This is a genomic window from Patescibacteria group bacterium, from assembly GCA_027858235.1.
Classification (GTDB): Bacteria; Patescibacteriota; Patescibacteriia; order Patescibacteriales; family BM507; genus BM507.
The window spans coordinates 1-20,289 of sequence record JAQIDC010000005.1 but is presented as its reverse complement, the minus strand read 5'-3'; the positions used below and the strand labels follow the sequence as shown (position 1 = coordinate 20,289).

General features: G+C 33.1%; 23 protein-coding genes and 1 tRNA gene. 17 read left to right on the top strand and 7 right to left on the bottom strand.

Translation table 11 applies throughout. The features are described from left to right. Positions 1-75 precede the first annotated feature (75 nt). Complete coding sequence (locus PF572_00405) at positions 76-555, bottom strand: hypothetical protein (GenBank protein ID MDA3839526.1); 480 nt, start codon at positions 553-555, stop codon at positions 76-78. 19 nt (positions 556-574) lie between these two features. After that, positions 575-949 (bottom strand): hypothetical protein, encoded by a 375-nt coding sequence (locus PF572_00400; protein ID MDA3839525.1) that lies wholly within the window; start codon positions 947-949, stop codon positions 575-577. Positions 950-1,024: 75 nt separating this feature from the next. On the opposite strand from PF572_00400, the gene PF572_00395 reads away from it, so the two are divergent. The 12 genes from PF572_00395 (at position 1,025) to rplU (ending at position 10,389) form a co-directional block, all read left to right on the top strand. Next, a complete protein-coding gene (locus tag PF572_00395; GenBank protein ID MDA3839524.1) occupies positions 1,025-1,612 on the top strand; it encodes an HD domain-containing protein in 588 nt (195 codons plus the stop codon). A 333-nt stretch (positions 1,613-1,945) separates the two neighbouring features. After that, a complete protein-coding gene (locus tag PF572_00390) occupies positions 1,946-2,416 on the top strand; it encodes a peptidylprolyl isomerase (protein ID MDA3839523.1) in 471 nt (156 codons plus the stop codon). Positions 2,417-2,420: 4 nt separating this feature from the next. Then, complete coding sequence (locus PF572_00385; GenBank protein ID MDA3839522.1) at positions 2,421-2,762, top strand: phage holin family protein; 342 nt, start codon at positions 2,421-2,423, stop codon at positions 2,760-2,762. Positions 2,763-2,804: 42 nt separating this feature from the next. Continuing rightward, entirely contained in the window at positions 2,805-4,007 is a 1,203-nt protein-coding gene (locus PF572_00380) for a cysteine desulfurase (GenBank protein ID MDA3839521.1), read from the top strand. A gap of 1 nt (position 4,008) precedes the next feature. Next, complete coding sequence (locus tag PF572_00375) at positions 4,009-4,926, top strand: thioredoxin domain-containing protein (protein ID MDA3839520.1); 918 nt, start codon at positions 4,009-4,011, stop codon at positions 4,924-4,926. Next, positions 4,927-6,129, top strand: coding sequence for a phosphodiester glycosidase family protein (locus PF572_00370; GenBank protein MDA3839519.1), 1,203 nt, complete (start codon positions 4,927-4,929; stop codon positions 6,127-6,129). It abuts the gene before it with no gap. A 38-nt stretch (positions 6,130-6,167) separates the two neighbouring features. Beyond that, positions 6,168-6,437: a DUF167 domain-containing protein gene (locus PF572_00365; protein MDA3839518.1), complete on the top strand. Its 270-nt coding sequence runs from the start codon at positions 6,168-6,170 to the stop codon at positions 6,435-6,437. 14 nt (positions 6,438-6,451) lie between these two features. Beyond that, the gene (gene uppS, locus PF572_00360) at positions 6,452-7,195 is read left to right on the top strand and encodes a polyprenyl diphosphate synthase (GenBank protein MDA3839517.1); all 744 of its coding nucleotides are present in this window, start codon (positions 6,452-6,454) and stop codon (positions 7,193-7,195) included. Between the two features lie 42 nt (positions 7,196-7,237). After that, positions 7,238-7,507, top strand: coding sequence for a hypothetical protein (locus tag PF572_00355; protein ID MDA3839516.1), 270 nt, complete (start codon positions 7,238-7,240; stop codon positions 7,505-7,507). Positions 7,508-7,591: 84 nt separating this feature from the next. Further along, entirely contained in the window at positions 7,592-8,797 is a 1,206-nt protein-coding gene (locus tag PF572_00350; GenBank protein ID MDA3839515.1) for a replication-associated recombination protein A, read from the top strand. Positions 8,798-8,837: 40 nt separating this feature from the next. Continuing rightward, positions 8,838-9,980, top strand: a complete 1,143-nt coding sequence (locus tag PF572_00345; GenBank protein MDA3839514.1) for an NADP-dependent malic enzyme — start codon at positions 8,838-8,840, stop codon at positions 9,978-9,980. A gap of 91 nt (positions 9,981-10,071) precedes the next feature. After that, entirely contained in the window at positions 10,072-10,389 is a 318-nt protein-coding gene (gene rplU, locus PF572_00340) for a 50S ribosomal protein L21 (protein MDA3839513.1), read from the top strand. 360 nt (positions 10,390-10,749) lie between these two features. On the opposite strand, the gene recR is transcribed toward rplU, so the two are convergent. From recR to dnaB, 3 genes are all read right to left on the bottom strand, one after another. Then, entirely contained in the window at positions 10,750-11,349 is a 600-nt protein-coding gene (gene recR / locus PF572_00335) for a recombination mediator RecR (protein ID MDA3839512.1), read from the bottom strand. Positions 11,350-11,354: 5 nt separating this feature from the next. Continuing rightward, entirely contained in the window at positions 11,355-11,633 is a 279-nt protein-coding gene (locus tag PF572_00330; GenBank protein ID MDA3839511.1) for a YbaB/EbfC family nucleoid-associated protein, read from the bottom strand. 177 nt (positions 11,634-11,810) lie between these two features. Beyond that, positions 11,811-13,199 carry a replicative DNA helicase gene (dnaB, locus tag PF572_00325; GenBank protein ID MDA3839510.1) on the bottom strand — a complete coding sequence of 463 codons (1,389 nt, stop codon included), beginning with the start codon at positions 13,197-13,199 and terminating at the stop codon, positions 11,811-11,813. A 307-nt stretch (positions 13,200-13,506) separates the two neighbouring features. Between dnaB and PF572_00320 the strand changes: the two genes are divergently transcribed. Next, positions 13,507-13,579, top strand: a tRNA-Lys gene (locus tag PF572_00320). Between the two features lie 256 nt (positions 13,580-13,835). Here PF572_00320 and PF572_00315 read toward each other — a convergent pair. Beyond that, on the bottom strand, positions 13,836-14,096 hold the full coding sequence (locus PF572_00315) for a hypothetical protein (protein ID MDA3839509.1): 261 nt from the start codon (positions 14,094-14,096) through the stop codon (positions 13,836-13,838). Positions 14,097-14,415: 319 nt separating this feature from the next. On the opposite strand from PF572_00315, the gene PF572_00310 reads away from it, so the two are divergent. The 3 genes from PF572_00310 to PF572_00300 all read left to right on the top strand — a co-directional run bounded on the left by PF572_00310 (position 14,416) and on the right by PF572_00300 (position 17,356). After that, entirely contained in the window at positions 14,416-15,897 is a 1,482-nt protein-coding gene (locus PF572_00310; GenBank protein ID MDA3839508.1) for a hypothetical protein, read from the top strand. A gap of 195 nt (positions 15,898-16,092) precedes the next feature. Beyond that, complete coding sequence (gene lexA / locus PF572_00305) at positions 16,093-16,701, top strand: transcriptional repressor LexA (protein MDA3839507.1); 609 nt, start codon at positions 16,093-16,095, stop codon at positions 16,699-16,701. A 190-nt stretch (positions 16,702-16,891) separates the two neighbouring features. Next, entirely contained in the window at positions 16,892-17,356 is a 465-nt protein-coding gene (locus tag PF572_00300) for a group I intron-associated PD-(D/E)XK endonuclease (GenBank protein MDA3839506.1), read from the top strand. Here PF572_00300 and lexA (PF572_00295) read toward each other — a convergent pair. Continuing rightward, positions 17,353-18,891 carry a transcriptional repressor LexA gene (lexA, locus tag PF572_00295; protein MDA3839505.1) on the bottom strand — a complete coding sequence of 513 codons (1,539 nt, stop codon included), beginning with the start codon at positions 18,889-18,891 and terminating at the stop codon, positions 17,353-17,355. The genes PF572_00300 and lexA (PF572_00295) overlap by 4 nt on opposite strands. Positions 18,892-19,430: 539 nt before the next feature. Here lexA (PF572_00295) and PF572_00290 point away from each other — a divergent pair. Next, positions 19,431-19,976: an NUDIX hydrolase gene (locus PF572_00290; GenBank protein MDA3839504.1), complete on the top strand. Its 546-nt coding sequence runs from the start codon at positions 19,431-19,433 to the stop codon at positions 19,974-19,976. Positions 19,977-20,289: the final 313 nt, after the last annotated feature.

Sequence of the window (20,289 nt, the reverse complement as noted above, 5' to 3'; positions counted from 1 at the left end):
TCAATGCAAAGATTAAAGGATTTCGTTCTATCGTTAGAGGTGTTCGTGACAAGAAGTTTTTTCTGTTCAGAATTTTTAAAATTTATGGATAGCAATTTGATAGTTTTGCGTATGATCCCTATTTAGACAAGCGACAAGCTTTTTTGTTTCGCTTTTTGCTGCTTTTTTGTCATCTGTATATTTTTTTATTTCACTTCTCATCGCATCACCTTCGGGCCCCATAAAATTTTCCTGGGTTTTCATTAGTGCTTTTGTTTTTTCATCTAACTTACGTTGATCTTCGAACCTTAAAACCCAAACTAACTTAATTGTTTCAAATCGTTCGTCAAAATCTGAATTTGTAAAGTCAAGTAAATAAAACACGCTATTTTGAGATCCTCTTATTTCATATACGGTCCTCTCCGAGTTACTTAGATCTTCTTCGATATTCTGAATCTCGACAGAGGTTATGGGGCAAAAGAAAGATAAGCCATCTTCTAAAATTTTTTCTCGAATAACCTGAAGTAAATTCACTTTTTCTTCATTTGAGATTTCAATTATCTTTTTTTCTGACATTTGTTTCTCCTTTTCCAGTTTATTTGTTTCCTTCGACTATCACTTGAGTTCTTATTTTTGGGTTGATAGATTTAATTATTTCTACAACAGTAATTGCTCGTTGTTCTTGATTGTATTTTTCTAATTTGATCTTCCAGATTATTTTTATTGGTCCATTTATTGTAAAACAATTATTGTTTTCAAAAGATAGTACTCCTACATTTTCCAAGTTTTCTAAATCAAAAATTCCAAGTCTTCTAATTTTCGCTTCAATAACTAATTGTTTAAAATTAGTTATTGGGAATGTGAATAATTGATCAGAAAAAATTAAATCGTTTTTATGCATTGATTTAGCTGTTTCCAAAATTATATTTAGAACTGCTAAAGGAAGTATAGTAAAACTTGAGTTTTGCATATATTCTCCTTATTATAAATTTTGAAATGAACATTCTTCACTTTTTTAACACAATTATATTAATTTGTCAATATTATGGATAAAAAGTATAAACATATAAAGAACAAAATAGAGAAGCTCGTAAAAGACGCTTGTTTCTCACCAAATAATGTCTACACCAACACTGTTTGGGCGCATCATATTCAGCCAGTCGTTTCTCACAGTCTTTTTTTAGGAAGAAAAATGGGCGCTGACCTAGAAGTGATTGAATTAGCAGCTTTATTGCATGATTATTCAGCAATTGTTAATATAAAACTTGAAAAAGAACACCATATTCACAGTGCAAAAATGGCCAGGGAAATACTTGAAAATGAACATTTTGATCAAAAAAAGATTAAAATGATTGAAGTTTCTATTATCTCACATCGTGGTAGTATTGTAATGAGCAAAAACAGCCTAGAAGCTCAAATATTAGCTTCTGCTGACGCTATGTCACACATTACCGAGCTAGCTGACATGTTTTATTTGGCTTACGGTGTTCATGCATACAAAACAGAAGAAGGAGCTAAATGGTTGTTAGCCAAACTAGAAAGAAGCTGGAATAAGATTATGCCAGAAGGACAAAAAATCGTTATCGAAGATTACAAAATTGCCGTAAAATTATTAAAAAAAGTTATTGTTTGATATTGAATTTTGTAGTATTATTTATTCATAAGAATTAATCATAAAACTATGCGCCATACAATAAATTTCATCGAGTCAAAAAAATATCTATTACTATTTTTATTGGTATTTGCACTTAGCGCTTGCTCAAAAACTACCGGAGTATTAGATGAAAACAATGCTCCAAAAGAATTGAATAATTACAATGATAGGGAAGTTGTTGATAAGTTAAATGAGCTAAGGAGTCAAGAGGCAGTGAAAGCTCCAACCGAAACTCAGACTCAAATCCAAAAACAACCAGAGGTTCCGAAAGTTGAATTAGTTGATTTAGCCAAAAAATACAATGGGGTTAAAATGAAAACAAATTTGGGCGATATTGAAATTAAACTCTATACAGAAGATTCACCTTTGACTGTTAACAATTTTCTTAATCTAGCTCAAAAAGGGTTTTATGATGGAACAAAGTTTCATAGAATTATTTCTAATTTTATGATTCAGGGAGGAGATCCAAATTCAAAAGATGACAACTGGGCAGATGATGGAACTGGCGGACCTGGATATAAATTCCCTGATGAATTTAATTCATATAAACTTGTAAAAGGAAGTTTAGCCATGGCTAATTCTGGACCAAACACCAATGGTTCTCAATTTTTTATCGTAACAGCCGAATCCACACCCTGGCTCGATAGAAAACACACCAATTTTGGTGAAGTCTTTAGTGGGCTTGATGTTGTTATGGCCATAGAGGGGGTAGAGAAGAATGATAGAAATCATCCATTGAAGGATGTGACAATAAATTCTATGGAGCTAATTAATTTAAAATAAATATATGTTGATGAAATCTATTATTACAATATTTTCAGTAATAATTGTTGCTTATTTTATTCCAGGTGTCTTAATAGCTAGCCCTTGGGCAGCACTATGGACAGCCTTAATTTTGGGTTTAGTAAATATTTTTATTAAACCATTCTTGGTTTTACTCACTTTGCCTATAAATTTTTTAACGCTTGGGTTATTTAGTTTCGTTATAAACGCCTTAATGATAATGTTGGTAGCCTCAATCGTGGAAGGATTTTCAGTTGATGGTTTTGTGGCCGCTTTAATTTTCAGTATATTATTGTCGCTATTAACTTCAGCTTTAAACAAATTTATTTCTGACAAAGGGATTTAACGTACGTACGAGCGTACTTACGTGCGTACGTACGTCAAAAATATGAATATAGAAAAAACAAGAAAGGATTTTCCTTTTCTAAAATCAAATAAGAATATTTATTTCGACAATGCCTGCAATACCCTGAGGCCAGTTTCTGTTATTGAAAAAATGAATGAATATTATACAGACTATCCTGTTTGTGCTGGTCGAAGTAATTTTTCTTTAGCAGAAAAACTAACAAATGATATTTCAGATGTTCGCAAAGAGGTTGCTAAATTTATTAGGGCAAAGAAGTCTAGTGAGATTATATTTACAAGAAATACTACTGAAAGCATCAATCTCCTTGCAAAAAGTTTTAAATTTAGGAAAGGTGATGTTATTCTCACAAGTGATAAAGAGCACAACTCAAATTTAATACCTTGGCAATATTTAGCTAAAGAAAAAGGATTAATTCACAAAGTGATTCCATCAAACCAAGACAATACATTTAATTTAGATAGGTTTAAGGAAATGTTGACTCCCGAAGTAAAGCTAGTTGCTATTGGAATGACTTCAAATCTTGACGGTGTCTCAGTCCCCGCTAAAGATATTATTAATATTGCTCATAAGAATGGATCCTTAGTTCTTTTGGACGGAGCACAGACCGTTGCTCACGAACAAATTAATGTTTCTGACTTGGATGCAGATTTTCTTGCATTTTCAGGACATAAAATATTCGGACCAAGCGGTATTGGAGTTCTTTATGGAAAGATGGATTTACTTGAATCTTTAAATCCATTTCTTCTAGGAGGGTCAACGGTTTCTAATTCAACTTACGATGATTTTGAATTGATGCCAATCCCTAAACGCTTCGAAGCTGGTTTACAAAACTTTCCAGGTATTCTTGGTTTAGGTGAGGCAATCAAATATATAAGGCAAGTTGGTTTTAAAAATATAGCTAAACAAGAGCTACTTTTGAATACCTACCTAACTACTGAATTGTCAAAAATAGACGGACTTAAAATAATTGGCCCAATAGATCCATCAAAAAGATCGGGAATTATTTCTTTTTATTCTGACGGACTAGATGTTCATCAACTTTCAATTATGCTCGATAGAAGCGCAGGTATCATGCTTCGTTCCGGACAGCACTGTGTTCATTCTTGGTTTAATTCTCGTGGTATTGAAAACTCACTCAGAATTTCTCTTTCTTTTTATAACACGATAGAAGAAGCTCAAAAATTTATACTAGAATTTAATAAAATACTAAAAATACTAAAATAATATGTTCTGTTTTATAGCTCTACTTGTTTTCTCCATACTTGGAATATTTTCAGCAACTCACAGAAAGTTTGCCAAGGAAGCTTTTGATTGCGTTTTTCGTCGAGTTACTTTTAGGCCATGCAACACTGGGTTTAGGGAAAAAGTAAGAGGAATTATTTTAGTAGCTCTAATGCGACGTTCATCTTTTTTTGCTAAAATATTTAATAAGTATTTTGAGTTAATTGCTTGGATATTTTTTATTTTGATGATTGCAAGTACTGCATATGTTGCTCGTGGTGGATACAACTTTTACCTTTACGGAAATTGCAACGGAATAAATGAAGATGGCTTTTGTCTTTTTGACCCAACTGGAGAAAACAATAAAGTCTCTCCAGTGGAATCAATTTGTTCACCTGAAGAATTAGGAGTAGATGACTTGACTCTTGATTTTATTGACTTAAATAAATTGTTATTTATTGATAATAACTCAGAAAACACTGTAGTTTTTATTGGTTGTTATACTTGTGAATATACCAGAAAAGTCTATCCGGATATTATGAAATTATTAAAAAAAGAAAAACCAAATTTTTATTTTGGACATTTACCAGTCAATCATGAATCTAACTATATTTCAAAATATGACTATTGTGCTCAAGTCGATAAGTCTAGAAATTACTGGGACTTTATGAACTTAATGTTTGATTCAAAAATAGAAGATGTGAATAATCCTGAATATTTATTGATGTCGCTTGAAAAGAGTGGGTACAATATTGAAGAAATTAACAAATGTATTAATTCCCCTGAAACAACAACCGCCATAGATAATAATATTTATAATGTTGGCACCACTAATATTTATGGAACACCCTTGGTCTTTATAAATGGTGAACCCTTGGTTGGACCAAAGCCATATAGAGTTTATAAGAGCTTATTGAAGTAAATGAAAAAAATATTATTTAGTATAATTATTTTTATAGTCTTGCCATCTTTTGTTTCGGCAGAAAGTTTATCTCAGAAACTTTCTGGAAAGATTCTTCTTAATGTGAAGCAAAACGGTGAAGCTTGGTATATCTACCCAAAAGATAATAAAAGATATTTCCTTGGTCGTCCAGCTGATGCATTCTCCTTAATGCGTGAACTCGGTCTTGGAATAACCGAATTTAATTTTCAAAAATTAGCCAAAGAGGGGAATCCTGTCGATGGTGATATTGACTTAGCTCGCAGTCTTTCAGGATTGATTATATTGCAAGTCGAGGAAAACGGAGAGGCTTGGTATGTAAACCCTGATGACCTTAAAATATATTACCTAGGAAGACCGGATGATGCTTTTCAAATCATGCGTAGGCTGTCCCTGGGTATCTCAAGAGAAAATCTAGCCCTTATTCATAAGCCAGGTTTTAATGAATCCATTAATTCATATAGTAAATATGAGCACACCAAAGTTGATACAGTGGATGGCGTATTTTCTGTTGACTATATTGAGATTGATTTAAGTTCAGACAATATAGAAATAATTACCGATACTGCCGAGGACTACAATTGCAAATCTGGATGTGCGGCAAAGACTCTCGCTAGTTTTGCGATAGAGAACGATGCCTTCGCAGCTATTAACGGTTCTTACTTTTGTTCTTCAAGCGGATGCTCTACAAATTATTATTTTGCCCCTATTTATAATTCGATAGAAAAAAAACTTATCAATGATGACCAATTAAAATACTGGACCACTGGGCCAGTTGTTGCTTTTGATACTAACAACAAATACTATTATTTCAAAGATTCTAGGGAGTTTAAAAGTGTAGAAGATTTTGAAGCTACAAATAACGTAAAACTCCAAGCAGCAATTAGTAATAAACCAAGATTGATAGAGGACGGTAAAAATATTTTAATTGAATGGGATATTGACGAAAAACAAAGGAATGTAAAAGCGACGAGAAATGCTCTATCCTTTAAAGAAGATAAAATGTATTTGATTGTTACTTACAATTCTACTTTAGTTAATCTTGCTAACGTTTTAAAATCAATGGAAATGGAGTATGCTCTAAATTTAGATGGTGGTTATTCGGCAGCTCTTTTTTACAACGATGAATATATGGTCGGCCCAGGAAGAGACATTCCAAATGCTTTATTAATAAGAGAAAAATAATGCTTCAGTATACTAGTATACTGAAGCAAAATATTATAATGTTTGAGAAGGAAATTGGTAAATTTAAAAACGAAGGGGAGGTATATTTAAGAATAAAAGTAAGTCCAAATTCGAGTGAAACTATTTATCGAGATAGGTTAGAAGATGATACAATTAAGATTGATATAAAAGCCCAAGCAGAAAAAGGAAAAGCCAATAAAGAATTGATAAAATATCTAAGTAAAGTTTTTGAAGTTAATAAAAATAATGTTAAGATATTGAGTGGTCTTACGGATAGATTAAAATTAGTGAAAGTGATTATTGATTAAAATAAAAAAATAATATGAAAAATAAAAAAGACAATGTGAATGGCCATGTCAGGGAGGGTAGCCCGGGACAAGAACTTATTATACCAAAACATGTAGGTATTATTATGGATGGAAATAGACGTTGGGCCAAGGAAAGGAATTTGCCAACTTTTGAAGGCCATCTTATGGGTTATGAGAAAGTTAAAAAATTAACTGACTGGTTTTTTGATAGAGGAATTGAAGTTATTTCAATATACGCTTTTTCAACAGAAAACTGGAACAGAAGTCAGGATGAAGTAAATTATTTAATGAAACTTTTGGGCAGGGCCGTTGAAGAAGAACTTGAAGTGGCTAAAGAAAAAAACTTTAAACTCCTTATTTCTGGTCGTATTTCAGAGCTTCCAGGTGATTTGCCAGATGCATGTCAAAAAGCAATGGATGAAACAAAGGCAGGGACAAGAGGGACGCTAAATATCTGTCTTAACTATGGAGGAAGAGCGGAGATAGTGGATGCTGTTAAAAAAATGGTAAAGAATAATATTGAGTTAGATCAAGTCCATGAAGGAATGATTAAAAAATATTTGTATAATTCTAGTCTTCCTGACCCTGATATAATAGTTAGAACCTCTGGTGAAAATAGATTATCAGGTTTCCTTCTTTGGGCTGGAGCTTATTCCGAACTTATGTTCATGGAAAAATACTGGCCTGATTTTGAAGAGGGTGATGTTGACAATATCATAAAAGAGTATAATAATAGACAAAGGAGATTTGGAGAATAGCAGTTCATTTTAAATTCACACTTATTTTAGGGAGAGTTTATTATGCCAAAACTAATCGTTCACTCTTGTGACTACCCAGGGTGCAAAGAAACTTCCACGCTTGATGTTTCAAAATACCCCCACTTAGAGGAGACTAAAACACCAGATGATTGGACGCAAGGACCGGAAACGGAAAGTAATGACTGGACGCCAAGCTATTTCTGCCCAAAACACAACACAAAAGAAGAAAAGGTTTCCACTGAGGCCGACAATCAATTGAATAACTCCTTCAAAACAAGCAATCGAGCTCTTATTCCAGGAATGGAGTATTGAATTTTTTAAATACCAACCATATAAAGCCTTCGAACCTGAAGGCTTTTTTATTGATTTATTTATTTTTTATGTTAATATTCTTTTATGGAAAAAAACTCAAAGAATAAATCTCCATTAGCGGACAGAATTAGACCAGATGTATTGTCTGGATTTTTTGGTCAGGATGATATTGTTGGCGAAGGGAAAATGCTTAAACAGGCTATTGAGGCTGACCAAATTCCTTCAATAATACTTTGGGGACCTCCGGGGAGTGGAAAAACTACTTTAGCAAAAATTATTACCAAAAAAACAAACGCCGAATTTTCTCAGCTTAGCGCAGTAACTTCTGGGGTGAAAGATCTTCGTGAGGTTATTAAATTTGCAAAGGAGAATGAAATTTATGATAAGAAAACCATTCTTTTTGTTGACGAGATTCATCGTTGGAATAAATCACAACAAGATGCATTGTTGCCTCATATCGAAGATGGAACGATAACATTGATTGGAGCGACAACAGAGAATCCCAGTTTTGAAATAAGGAATGCTCTTTTGTCTAGATGTCGAGTTTTTGTTTTAAAAAGATTGGATGAAGAAAGTCTAATCAAAATAATTACAAATGCAATTGACAATAAAGAGATTGGTTTAAAAGAAAATATTGAAATAAAAAATGACGAAATAAAACTTTTAGCCAAAATGAGTAACGGGGATGCTAGAACGGCCTTAAATATTTTAGAATATGCTTCTTCCCTAAATACAAAAGTGACCAAGGAAATATTAAAAGAAGCGTTTCAACAAGTTCAATTGCAGTATGATAAAAATGGTGAAGAACATTACAACATAATTTCTGCCTTAATTAAATCAATGCGTGGGTCAGACGCCAACGCTTCTATATACTGGATGGGAAGAATGCTAGAAGCAGGGGAGGACCCTCTATATGTTGCAAGAAGGATAGTGCGTTTTGCCTCTGAGGATATTGGGCTTGCGAATTCTCGCGCTCTAGAGCAAGCTGTAGCCGCTTATCAGGCTTGTCATTTCATTGGTATGCCAGAGTGTAATGTGATATTATCTCAAGCAGTGGTTTATATGGCAAAATGTGAAAAATCAAATGCGCTATATACGGCATACAATAAAGTCAGACAAGATATTAAAAACTACTCAAACCTAGAAGTTCCGATGCATTTGCGAAATGCTTCGACAAAACTGATGGAAGAATTGGATTATGGCAAGGATTACAAATATTCACCAGATCATAATTATAATGAAAAACAAAGTTACCTACCAAAAGAATTAAAAGGAAAAACCTACATATAACTCATTCTAAATTATAAATTCACAATTATAAATTTAAAACATGGATTACAATAAAAAAGCTCTAAGTGAGCATAAACTAAAAAGAGGAAAAATTGAGATTACTTCAAAAATGAAGTTAAAAACAAAAGATGATTTATCAATTGCCTATACTCCTGGAGTGGCGGCTGTCTCATCGGCTATTAGAAAGGACAAGAAAAAAAGTTTTGAAATGACAAATAGGGCAAATCAAATTGCTATAGTTTCTGACGGAACCGCTGTTTTGGGTCTTGGAGATATTGGACCTGAAGGTGCTATGCCAGTCATGGAAGGGAAGTCTATTATCTTGAAAGAATTTGCTAATGTTGATGCTATGCCACTTTGTATAGACACAACAGATACTGAAGAAATTATAAAATTTTGTAAACAAATTCAACCAAGTTTTGGAGGAATAAATCTTGAAGACATTTCATCTCCAAGGTGTTTTGAAATTCTTGAAAGACTTGAAAAAGAATTAGATATTCCTGTTTTTCATGATGATCAAGATGGAACTGCAATTGTTGTTTTGGCAGCCTTAATCAATTCATGTCGAATTGCAGGGAGTGTTCTGAAAGAGCAAAGCGTAGTTGTAAGTGGAGCGGGTGCAGCCGGGATTGCTATCACTCGTTTACTAATATCACAAGGAATTAAAGATATAATTCTTCTCGATAGCAAAGGTGCGATTTACAAAGGTAGAAAAGGATTGAATAAATACAAAAAAGACATTGCAGAAAAAACAAATAAGATGAAATACAAGGGTAATCTTGAAGGAGCTCTAATGGGCGCTAATGTATTCATCGGTGTATCTCAACCTAATTTAGTTAGCAAAAAAATGGTCGAGAGTATGGCAGAAAATCCATTCATCTTTGCGATGGCTAACCCAAATCCTGAAATACTTCCAGATTTAGCAAAAGAGGGTGGAGCATATATTGTTGGCACAGGTCGTTCTGATTTTCCAAATCAAATCAACAATGCTCTCGTTTTCCCTGGCTTATTCCGAGGTTTACTTGACTCTGGAGTCAAAAAAGTCACTCAAAAAATGAAAATATCAGCGGCTATTGCATTAGCGTATACCGTAAAGACTCCTAGCAAAAATAATATTTTACCTAATGTTACTGATAAAAAAGCAGTTATTTCAATTGCTAAAGCTATTTCAAAGAAAAAGTAGTTGACATTTATCTATTTTTAGCTATAATATACATAGCTTGAGAAATCAAGCGTCTTTTATTTCATAATTTAATATCAATAATAATACTCATATGGCCGAAAAAATTGCCGTAATCAAAACAGGCGGAAAACAATACAAAGTTAAAAAGGGTGATACTCTTAAAATAGAAAAACTTGAAGCTAAAGTAGGAGATACAGTTAAGTTCGAGACTCTTTTAATTTCTACTGAGGATGCAAAAGATTTTACTGTAGGAAAACCAAGTCTTGGTGAAGTAGTTGAAGGAAAAGTTTTAGAAACAGCAAAGGGTGAAAAAATACATGTGTTTAAATATAAGAATAAAACCAGATATAAAAGAAACATCGGTCACAGACAAATGTTTACTGAAATTGAGATTTCCAAAATTCAATAGCTTTTTTCAAATATAACATTCAATTGAGGAGATAAAAATGAAAGAGGTTTATAGGCAAAATCTTGAAAAAATGACAGTTCAAGAAAGAGTCAATAATTTTTTTCTTGAAGTCTCGCTGTTTCTAAAGTTTTTTATTCATAGAAAATCTTCTTCTAAGTCTACAACTTCAGAAATTTGCAAATTTGATTGAACAACAAAAAGGCACCCACCCGGGAGCCTTTTTTACTATTCAATAATCTCCCCACTTTGTCGTTTCGCTTGCCTCGTCAGTATGCGGGGAGCGAATGAAGTGAGAGTGGCAATCTCATTCGTGGCTTGAGATTCTCGCAGTCGCTTACACTCCTTCAGAATGACAGGACCTTATTTTAATTTATTCCTATACTTGAGTGCGTTCGTGATTGTCATATTATCAGCATATTCAATATCGGCTCCAACGGGTAAACCTCTGGCTATTCTTGTGATAGAAATTTTGTCATTGGTAAATAATTTTTGAACATACATTGATGTAGTTTCGCCTTCAATGTTTGGATTTAGGGCAAGAATTATTTCTTTTACGGACCCCGTCTTAACTTTTTCCACAAGTTTTTTTATATTTAGTTTATCTGGTCCAAAGTCATTAATCTGATCAATGAGCCCGCCCAAAATATGATAGACACCATTAAATTCTCTCGTATCTTCAATTGATATCATATCTCTAGTATTTGAAACAACACAAACCAAAGAATGATCTCTATTTTTGGAAGAACAAATATCACAATCTTCTTTGTCCGCAACAGCACCACAGCTTTTGCATATCTTAATCCCTTTTTTAAGGTCAATAAGTGCCTCACCAAATTCGGTTAGATAGGCAGTATTCTGTTTGAGTAAATAAAAAACATAACGTTCGGCCGTTCTTGGGCCAACGGTGGGTAGTTTTGCAAACTGCTCAACTAGTTTTTTTATCGAGTTAGGGTAGTGCATTTTTGCTACATTCCAAGACCAGAAAGACCTCCCATTTCTTGCATCTTTGTTGACATTAACTTTTGAACCTTTTTGATCCCTTCATTAACAGTCTCTTTCATGTATTTTGAAATATCTTGTTTATTTAGCTCTTCAGGAATTGTTAATTCAGTAATTTCCATATTTCCATTCATAGTCATCTTAATCCCTTTTTTTTCTATACTTACAGACTCTCCAGCAAGTGCATCTTGCATAGTTTTAGCCTGACTTCTTAAATCTTTAAATTGTTTTAATTTGTTGAACATAGGTTTTATTATTATTTTATTTTATTTGTTAGAGCTGCTTACTTAAGCTCTAAATTCTAGCATCAAATTCTAAACAAACTACAAGCCCAAATGATAAAAATTCTAAATTTAAATATTTTGTATTTTTAATTTAAAAAATTTTAATTTGTTTAGGATTTAGTATTTAGGTTTTAGAGTTTAAAACTCTGGAACTTCTTCATAACCCGATTTATCTAAATTTTTGAAACTTGCTGTATCTTCATCGAAGAACAAATGAACGTTTCCAGTTGGTCCATTTCTATGCTTTGAAACAAGAAGTTGGGCAGAAAATTTTTCATCTTGAGGTAGATCTTCCTTAATATAATTTCTATCAGCTGATTTTCTATAAAGAAACATAACAATATCTGCATCTTGCTCAATTGAGCCAGATTCTCTTAAATGAGACAATTTAGGTAGAGCTGGTTTTGATTGTTCAACCATACGAGAAAGCTGAGAGAGCGCGAGTACTGGAATATTTAACTCTTTGGCAAGACTCTTTAGTCCACGTGAAATTTCCGAAACCTCTTGAACACGATTGTCTTTGTAGCCACCTTTACCTTGCATAAGTTGCAAATAATCAACTATAACCAAGTCTAGACCATGCTCAGTTTGTAATCTTCTCGATTTTGTTCGGATTTCAGTAATTGAACATTCAGCAGAATCATCAATAAATATTTTAGCATCAGACAAAACACCCATTCCCTCTGCAATTTTTGCAAAATCATTGTCTTCTTCTTTGTCAGAAAGATTTCCAGTCCTCATTTTCCAAAGATTTACACTTGATTGAGCGCACAACATTCTGTCTACTAACTGTTCTTTACTCATTTCAAGGGAAAAGAGGCCAACCGAAGCTTTCCCTTTGACGGCAGCGTTCCTTGCAATATCAAGAGCAAAAGATGTTTTACCGACACTGGGTCTGGCAGCAAGAATAACTAAATCAGATTTTTGCATACCAGATGTAAGTTTATCCAAGTTATCATAGCCAGTTGGGATGCCTTTTAACTTACCACTTTGCTTGTGAAGGTCATCGATTCTATCAAAAGCAGAATTAAGCATGTTTGTAATTGGTTCGAAAGTGTTCTTCAGAAATTTTTGAGAAACACTAAATACTTTACTCTCAGCCATATCAAGAAGGTCATCAATGTTCTCATCTTCTTTAAACCCTAGTTCACCAATTTCACTAGCGATATTTAATAGCCTTCTTAAGGTAGCTTTTTTTTGAATGATTTGTGCGTAGTGAACAACATTGGAAGCTGTCGGGACAGAATTTGATAGTTTCGTTAAATATGATTTACCACCAATCTTCTCAATCTCACCTTTATCTTCCATTCTGCTGGCTACACTAATAATATCAATTGGATCTTGCTTTGAAAAATGCTCCAACATTGTCCGAAAGATAAGCTTGTTAGCGTTCATGTAGAAATCATTTTCAGACAAGAAATCAGCGATTTTAATCATCGCATCTTTATCAATCAAAAGAGAGCCAAGAACGGATTCTTCAGCTTCTATGTTTTGAGGTGGTATTTTGTCTACTATTTTATCACTCATATTACTATCTAATATTATACTAATATAATAATATTTACAAGTGGGTTTTGTCTTTATAATGTGTGGAAAAACTGCTAATAATAAATAAATTATAGACTTGACTAATTATTTATAATAGGTCTTGCCAAATAATATATTTTTTGCTATTATTTAACTAAATTAAGATAATCTGCGTCTGCAGTTTTCTTTTTTTTGCTTGAGGAACTTATTTTCCCAAGCATACCAAAACCAGTTTGGTTTTGGTATGTAAAAACAGTACAAAGCCCTGTCTTTTAGAGCCTGCTCTACGAAGCCTTGGCATAGTAGAGCGCTGTTAGCTCAGTTGGTAGAGCAGCTGCCTTTTAAGCAGACGGTCACAGGTTCAAATCCTGTACGGCGCACAATCTATAAACCCGCCTTTTGCGGGTTTTTATATTGTGTGACCGTGCAGATGCAGAACCTGTATTTGAGATAAGTGTAAGGAAATATTGAGATGTTGCTTCTAGGCAAAAATAAATGGAAACAATATACACGCTTACGATTGAGTTGTTGGGATTTATCCCTTCAAATCCTGTACGGCGCACAAAAAAATTTATCAGAATAAGAAAAAAGCCACTGGTCGAACCATGTGGCTTTTGTATCTAATAAAGGTACGTGTTAGACACTGATTAGAAGTTCATACATGTCATTTTTTCTTGCCCATTCTTCCAGGGTCGTTAACGCTATGTGCTCACGACGGAGGCCAAAGTTTGGCAGATGATCTTCTGGCGGATTTTCGCCTCCAAGAAAGATGGCGGATGTTTCAACTGTAGACTTTGCCATTTTCATTAATTCAGTACTGTTCATCTCACAATCGCAGGCATGTTGAGCGTCAACGATTCGTTTCCAGTCATTAAGAGAATTGACTTGGCCCCACACTTCATTCGTATCCCAATTAAATTTTTTAAATTTCATTGTACTTCCTCCTTTAATTAAGGTTACATTTGTTTGCTAAATAACATAACAAATTTATTGATAATTGTCAATAATAAGTTAGCTTACCCCCCCCTTTTTTTTTACTTTTCACTAAAAAAATTAAAAGGAATAATGCACAGTCAAACTTACAAGACTATAGATATAAAAAAGTCACCAATTATTATATTAGTGACTTTTTTTATTTAATATATTTTTAATTTAATTCATGCTATCATGTAATCATAAGGAGGGGATAACATAATTTTAAATTAATTCAAATTATATGAAAAAAATCCTCATTATTTCATTCTTATCTATCTTTTTTCTACTTCCATTTTCTCCACTGAAAGCGAGTGGTGGTGATTTTAGTTTTCGCTCAACCGTTCTTGGTGACAATGTTAGAAATACAAATGGATTTGTTTATGAGATTGTAAATCAAAAATCAAATTTTTCTTCTAGTCAAAATGTCTATGCTTTGACAAGAATTTTCAATATTCGAAATGTTGACTCTTTTCAATTTAAGCAAGTTGCTTATTCTTCAAATAACAATATATATGAAACTCTTTATTCACCAGTCTATAGACCATATGGGCAATGGTGGTCAGAGACTTATTCTTGGGTAAACTTTGGAAAACTTGCCAGCGGGAATTATAACCTAAAAACCTACATCAGTGTTGATGGAGGATATTATCGTGAATTATCTCAAAAGAATTTTACTGTAGGTAGTTCGTATACTAATTATAATGATCGATGTGCCTATAATGACTATAATTGTAACAATAACTACAACAACAATAATTTTAATAACAATTATAGCAATAACCATAACTACAATAATTACAATTATAACCATAGATCATCGCCAGGCTACCGTTATGAGTATATAAAAACTGGTTTTGGAGTTAGTGGAACTGGCAATAACACTAAAACAATCCGAAATGAAAGATCAGAATTTAGAACCAGTGAAAATATTTATACATTAGTGAAATTAAACACCATACGTGACATAAATACTTTCCGAATAAAACAAGATGTTTATAATTCTAGCAATAGACTTGTTAAAAATAGCGAATCCGGTATTTACAGACCCAATAATGCATACTGGGCACAAAGTTATATAGAAAATAATATTGGAAGATTGTCAGAAGGTGATTACAGAATAAAAACTTATATAAAGGTAAACAATGATTCGTATAAATATCTTGGAGAGAAGAAAATTGAGGTGAACAATTATAACTATGATTACAACAATAACCACAATTATAATCCAAGCTATGATTATACTTGGACTCAATCAGACAATAATATTCGCCATAATAGCGGATATATCTATTCTCTTGATAATCCAAAAACAACTTTTATCACCAATGAAAATGTAGTGGTTTTAACTAAACTTTCTAATATTAGGAATGTTGATACTTTGCAAATCAAACACGAATTCTTCAAAGACGGAAGAACTCGTTACAAGACACTTGAAAGCCCTGAAAGAAGACCTGGTAGAGTAAATTGGGAATATAATTATAACGATAACAACTTTGGCACAATGCCAGAAGGGAATCATAAAATAAAAGTATTTATAAAAATCAATGGTGGCTCTTGGAAACAGATTGACACAGTTTCAATAACGGTAAAACGATATGGCAGTACATCAAATACTTACTACAACAATAACAACACTAATTACAATTACGACTGGACTCAAACAGGAGAGCAGGTATCAGTCACCACTAACCCTTCTGTATATTACGCATATAATAGATATTAAAATATAACAAAAAGACCTTTAATAGGCCTTTTTGTTTACTCTTGCCTTTCGTCTTTTGTTCGTGTATAATATAATTAAATGCTAGGCACTAAATTCTAGACAAATTCAAATGTTAAAAATAATAAATTCAAAAGTATTTTATGATTATATTTTCTATTTAGAATTTATAATTTAGATATTAGAATTTAAAAAAGTATGGGAGATAACTTAACAAAGAGACAAAGACAAATTCTTGATTTTATCAATGAGTTTTCGCAAAAAAATTCATACTCTCCAAGCTACAGGGAAATAGGGGATAATTTTGAACTCTCAAGCACAGCAACAATTCACGCTCATGTTTCTGCCTTACAAAAAAAAGGCTTAGTTAAAAAGTCTCACAACGAGGCCAGATCAATCGAATTGATCGACAACAAAATAGAATGGGCACAAGCTATAGAACTTCCCTTAGCTGGTTTAATCACTGCCGGGGAGCCAATTGAAGCCATTGAAACAAAGGAAACAATTGCAGTTCCCGCCAACTTTGTGACCGATAATATAAATTCTTATGTACTTGAAGTAAAAGGTGAATCAATGAAAGACGAGGGGATATTGAGCGGAGATTTTGTGATTGTTGAGAGAAATCCATCCCCTAAAAATGGAGATATAATAGTCGCCTTACTCGACAATGCTTTTGCTACACTAAAAAAGTTTTACCGAGAAAAAGATTTCATAAGACTGCAACCAGCCAATTCTAGCATGGAACCTATATTTGTGAAGGATTTGATAGTACAGGGAGTTGTGAAAGGGGTTATTAGGAGATTTTAACGATAAATAAGTTAGTTCGAATCCCTGTTCTCGAATAGACATGCGCGTTTTTCGAGAGACCCATACAAAACTCAAGGATAAGTAAAAAAACACTAAATTAGATTTAGTGTTTTTTTGACGCAAGGGGGAAATAGAACTATACTTATAATCAAGCTAGTTATTTTCTTAATATAGTAAATAATAAAAAAGTATGGTAAGCAATGGAAATGAATGGGCAAAAAATTTAACAGAAATAAATGAAGGTATTTTTAGATCAATTAATGGGAATGCCGATGAAATGATAGGAGTCGGGAGATGTATGAAGGCTGGATTTCCTTGTTCGAGAGCAGATGTAACTAATGGAAGATATGATGCGATTATTGATGTTGGTAATAATAAATTGTTGCGTGTTCAGATTAAGGGTACTTCAGGGGGAAGTGTTGGGTTTACGGGAGGGGGTAGAAGTGGACAACAGATAAGTCGTGATGTTGAACAGAGAACTTATAAGTATACTTCTGATGATTGTGATATAATTTTGGTTGTCGATGGCAGGAATGGTGAATGTTACATTATCCCAATTGATGACATACAATCCATGGGTAGTTCAAAAGCCTTAAGCCGACTTCAGAAATATAAAGAGAACTGGGCTATTTTAAGTCAACTTGCTGGGGTTTAAGTTTTTATAGCATTTTTCATTTGTTTTGCTATTGCTTCAATAGTGGTTACGGTAACTGAGTTACCTAATTGTTTATAGAGAGCAGAATCAGCTAGTTTTGGTAATTTATAGCTTTTGGGGAATCCTTGAATTGATGCACATTCTCTTGGCGTCAGTTTTCTTATTCCTTTTTTATCTTTAATAATTGGAACATTGTGTCCGCCCATTCCCATGTTTGCAGTAAGAGTGGGGCATACGCCTTTTTTATTCTCTCTCACGTATTTTCTTCGCCATTGATAAACTTTACCAACTTCCTTCACATCATTCTTTATTTTTTCAAATAATGGTTTTCCATTATAATAGTATTTACTGTCTACTTTTGATTCAAGAATGTCAGTAATCTTGTTTTTAAGTTTTACTTGACTTGGAAATTCAAAATTGTTAATAAATTTTTTAGTTTTAAAACCTACAATATATATTCGTTCTCGGTTTTGAGGAACATTCCCATATTCCATGCTGTTTAAAATTTTTGATTTAACATGGTATCCTAGGTCTTTTAAAGTTTTTTCAATAATCTTGAAAGTTTTTCCCCCGTCATGACCCTTAAGATTCTTTACATTTTCAAGCAGGAAACCAGCAGGCCTCCTGCTTTCTATTATTCTAGCTATATCAAAAAATAAGTTACCTCTATCTTGATCATTAAAGCCTTTTCTGTAGCCAGCTATCGAAAAAGACTGGCAAGGAAAGCCACCAAGTAGAAAATCAAATTCCGGCAAATCATTGACCCCTATTTTTCTCATATCCTCAACTACAAGTTTTGCTGTTTTAAAATTAAGGTCATAAGTAACTTTGCATGCTTTGTCAAAATCATTTGCAAAGACTGTGTTAAAACCAGATTTTTCGAAACCAAGACGAATTCCTCCTATGCCAGCAAAAAGATCAAGAGTCCTTAACCCCGGTTTATCTTCCGAAAGACTTCTGATTACGTTTATTACAACTCCTCTAACCTCTACTTCTTTCCTATAAAAGGGAAGCATACTTTGATTTGCTGGTTGTAATCTAAATTTGCCATCCTCTCTATATAGTTTTTTTAGAGTGGCCTCATTATCATCAATTATTGCAACAACAGTTTGCCCGTTTTCAGCTACAGACTGTTTTTTTATAATTACAGTATCTCCATCAAATATTCCCTCATCTATCATACTTTCTCCTTTTACTTTTAGAGCAAAATACTCTGCATTGAGATCAATATCTTTTGCTGAGACTGATATGGTTTCTTCTTTGTTCTCTACTGCTTCTATAGGGTGGCCGGCAGTGATCATTCCGACTATTTCAATATTTATAACACCAGAATTAGAAAGACTTATTGATCTGGGGTGGTTATCTTCTTTTTCTAGGTGGCCAGACTCTTCCAATTTTTTTACATAGTGATGAGCAGTTGAGACAGAAGATAGTTTAAAATTTTTCCGTATTTCTTCAAGGGCAGGAGAGTACCCCTTTTTCTTTTGATAGGCTTTTATAAATGATAATACTTCATTTTGTTTTTTAGTAATCATAATATTATTTCTATTTATTTTCTAGTTGTCCACACCTTCACAATATTATAGCATATTAGAATATAAATAGAAAACACTGTGTTTTTGCAAATACATTATTGGGGACAATTGATATATATTTTTTTGATAAATATATATCATTCAGAAAAGCTTAGAAAGCTTAGGGTCAAGTCTTGTTCTCTGCATACATAGATTTAATGTATTGCTATATTTCATAAATAGAGTACCCTATAGGGTACTCTATGGGGTACCCTATATTTTTATTTATTTAATATTTGTTGAAAAAAGTGTGTATTGCTATTCTGTTATCAACCCAAAAGAAATTATTGAAAAATACGGATAGGCGGAAATTAACCGTTGAAGACAAGGGGGGGGGAGATAGCCTTGGAATATGAGACTGGAAAAAGAAATAGAAAGTCTTAATTCAAGACCTGCCCCCTCTAGCCCCGCCTAATATTAGGTATATTTTTATACCCCAAATCGGATGCTCGAACCGATTAGAGAAATTTGGTATAATTATAAAAAGTAATTTGAAAAATATGGGAAAAAATAAATTACCAAAAAAGTTAAAAAGAACAGTGATATATAGCAGTAACTACATAAACCTGTATAGTGATAAGGTTTTGATGGCTTCAGGCAGTGTAATTGAAAAATATCATATACTGGATTATCCTGCTGACTCAGTTGTCGCTCTTTTGGTAAATTCTAAAAATAATATTTGCTTTATAAAAGCGCTCAGATACTCAACTCAAAAAATAGAGTGGGAATTACCCGCCGGGAGAGTTGAGGTTGGTGAGTCACCAGAGGAGGCTGCAGACAGGGAGGTGTTGGAGGAAACTGGATATAAAACCAAGAACTTGAAAGTAAAACAATCATTCTACCCGTCAAACGGAATGTCAAACCAAATGGTGCATATAGTATTTGGTGAAATAGAGGAGAGCGCCCAAAAATCTTTTGATACAGACGAGGTTAGTGAGGTTGAATGGATGTCCATAGAAAGCGTTGAAAAATTATTAAAATCTAAAAAAATATCTGATGGTATTTCTCTTTTGCCAATACTTCTTTATTTGAATGACATTAAATAGGTTCTAACATAGCCCAGCTCCCGGAGCTGACTAAAATAACGCTAACACTCGTGTTATTTTTTTATACCCCGAATTGGACGCTCGAACCTTTTGAGGAAATTTGGTATAATTAAAGTAGTTTAATAATTAGATTAAAGTATGAAGAAAAAGATATTTGTATATTTTGTGGTTTGTTTATAAAAGCTTAGGGTCAAGTCTTGTTCTCTGCATACATAGATTTAATGTATTGCTATATTTCATAAATAGAGTACCCTATAGAGTACTCTATGGGGTACCCTATATTTTTATTTATTAAATATTTGCTGAAAAAATA

Excerpts from the sequence above, each read along its gene's own strand:
- PF572_00365 (MDA3839518.1), top strand. The coding sequence starts at position 6,168 with ATGTTTGAGAAGGAAATTGGTAAATTTAAAAACGAAGGGGAGGTATAT.
- PF572_00400 (MDA3839525.1), bottom strand. The coding sequence starts at position 949 with ATGCAAAACTCAAGTTTTACTATACTTCCTTTAGCAGTTCTAAATATA.
- PF572_00355 (MDA3839516.1), top strand. The coding sequence starts at position 7,238 with ATGCCAAAACTAATCGTTCACTCTTGTGACTACCCAGGGTGCAAAGAA.
- recR (MDA3839512.1), bottom strand. The coding sequence starts at position 11,349 with ATGCACTACCCTAACTCGATAAAAAAACTAGTTGAGCAGTTTGCAAAA.
- PF572_00370 (MDA3839519.1), top strand. The coding sequence starts at position 4,927 with ATGAAAAAAATATTATTTAGTATAATTATTTTTATAGTCTTGCCATCT.
- dnaB (MDA3839510.1), bottom strand. The coding sequence starts at position 13,199 with ATGAGTGATAAAATAGTAGACAAAATACCACCTCAAAACATAGAAGCT.
- PF572_00385 (MDA3839522.1), top strand. The coding sequence starts at position 2,421 with ATGTTGATGAAATCTATTATTACAATATTTTCAGTAATAATTGTTGCT.
- PF572_00390 (MDA3839523.1), top strand. The coding sequence starts at position 1,946 with ATGAAAACAAATTTGGGCGATATTGAAATTAAACTCTATACAGAAGAT.
- lexA (MDA3839505.1), bottom strand. The coding sequence starts at position 18,891 with ATGATTACTAAAAAACAAAATGAAGTATTATCATTTATAAAAGCCTAT.
- uppS (MDA3839517.1), top strand. The coding sequence starts at position 6,452 with ATGAAAAATAAAAAAGACAATGTGAATGGCCATGTCAGGGAGGGTAGC.
- PF572_00290 (MDA3839504.1), top strand. The coding sequence starts at position 19,431 with ATGGGAAAAAATAAATTACCAAAAAAGTTAAAAAGAACAGTGATATAT.
- PF572_00380 (MDA3839521.1), top strand. The coding sequence starts at position 2,805 with ATGAATATAGAAAAAACAAGAAAGGATTTTCCTTTTCTAAAATCAAAT.
- PF572_00330 (MDA3839511.1), bottom strand. The coding sequence starts at position 11,633 with ATGTTCAACAAATTAAAACAATTTAAAGATTTAAGAAGTCAGGCTAAA.
- PF572_00405 (MDA3839526.1), bottom strand. The coding sequence starts at position 555 with ATGTCAGAAAAAAAGATAATTGAAATCTCAAATGAAGAAAAAGTGAAT.
- PF572_00345 (MDA3839514.1), top strand. The coding sequence starts at position 8,838 with ATGGATTACAATAAAAAAGCTCTAAGTGAGCATAAACTAAAAAGAGGA.
- PF572_00350 (MDA3839515.1), top strand. The coding sequence starts at position 7,592 with ATGGAAAAAAACTCAAAGAATAAATCTCCATTAGCGGACAGAATTAGA.
- PF572_00310 (MDA3839508.1), top strand. The coding sequence starts at position 14,416 with ATGAAAAAAATCCTCATTATTTCATTCTTATCTATCTTTTTTCTACTT.
- lexA (MDA3839507.1), top strand. The coding sequence starts at position 16,093 with ATGGGAGATAACTTAACAAAGAGACAAAGACAAATTCTTGATTTTATC.
- PF572_00300 (MDA3839506.1), top strand. The coding sequence starts at position 16,892 with ATGGTAAGCAATGGAAATGAATGGGCAAAAAATTTAACAGAAATAAAT.
- PF572_00375 (MDA3839520.1), top strand. The coding sequence starts at position 4,009 with ATGTTCTGTTTTATAGCTCTACTTGTTTTCTCCATACTTGGAATATTT.
- PF572_00395 (MDA3839524.1), top strand. The coding sequence starts at position 1,025 with ATGGATAAAAAGTATAAACATATAAAGAACAAAATAGAGAAGCTCGTA.
- rplU (MDA3839513.1), top strand. The coding sequence starts at position 10,072 with ATGGCCGAAAAAATTGCCGTAATCAAAACAGGCGGAAAACAATACAAA.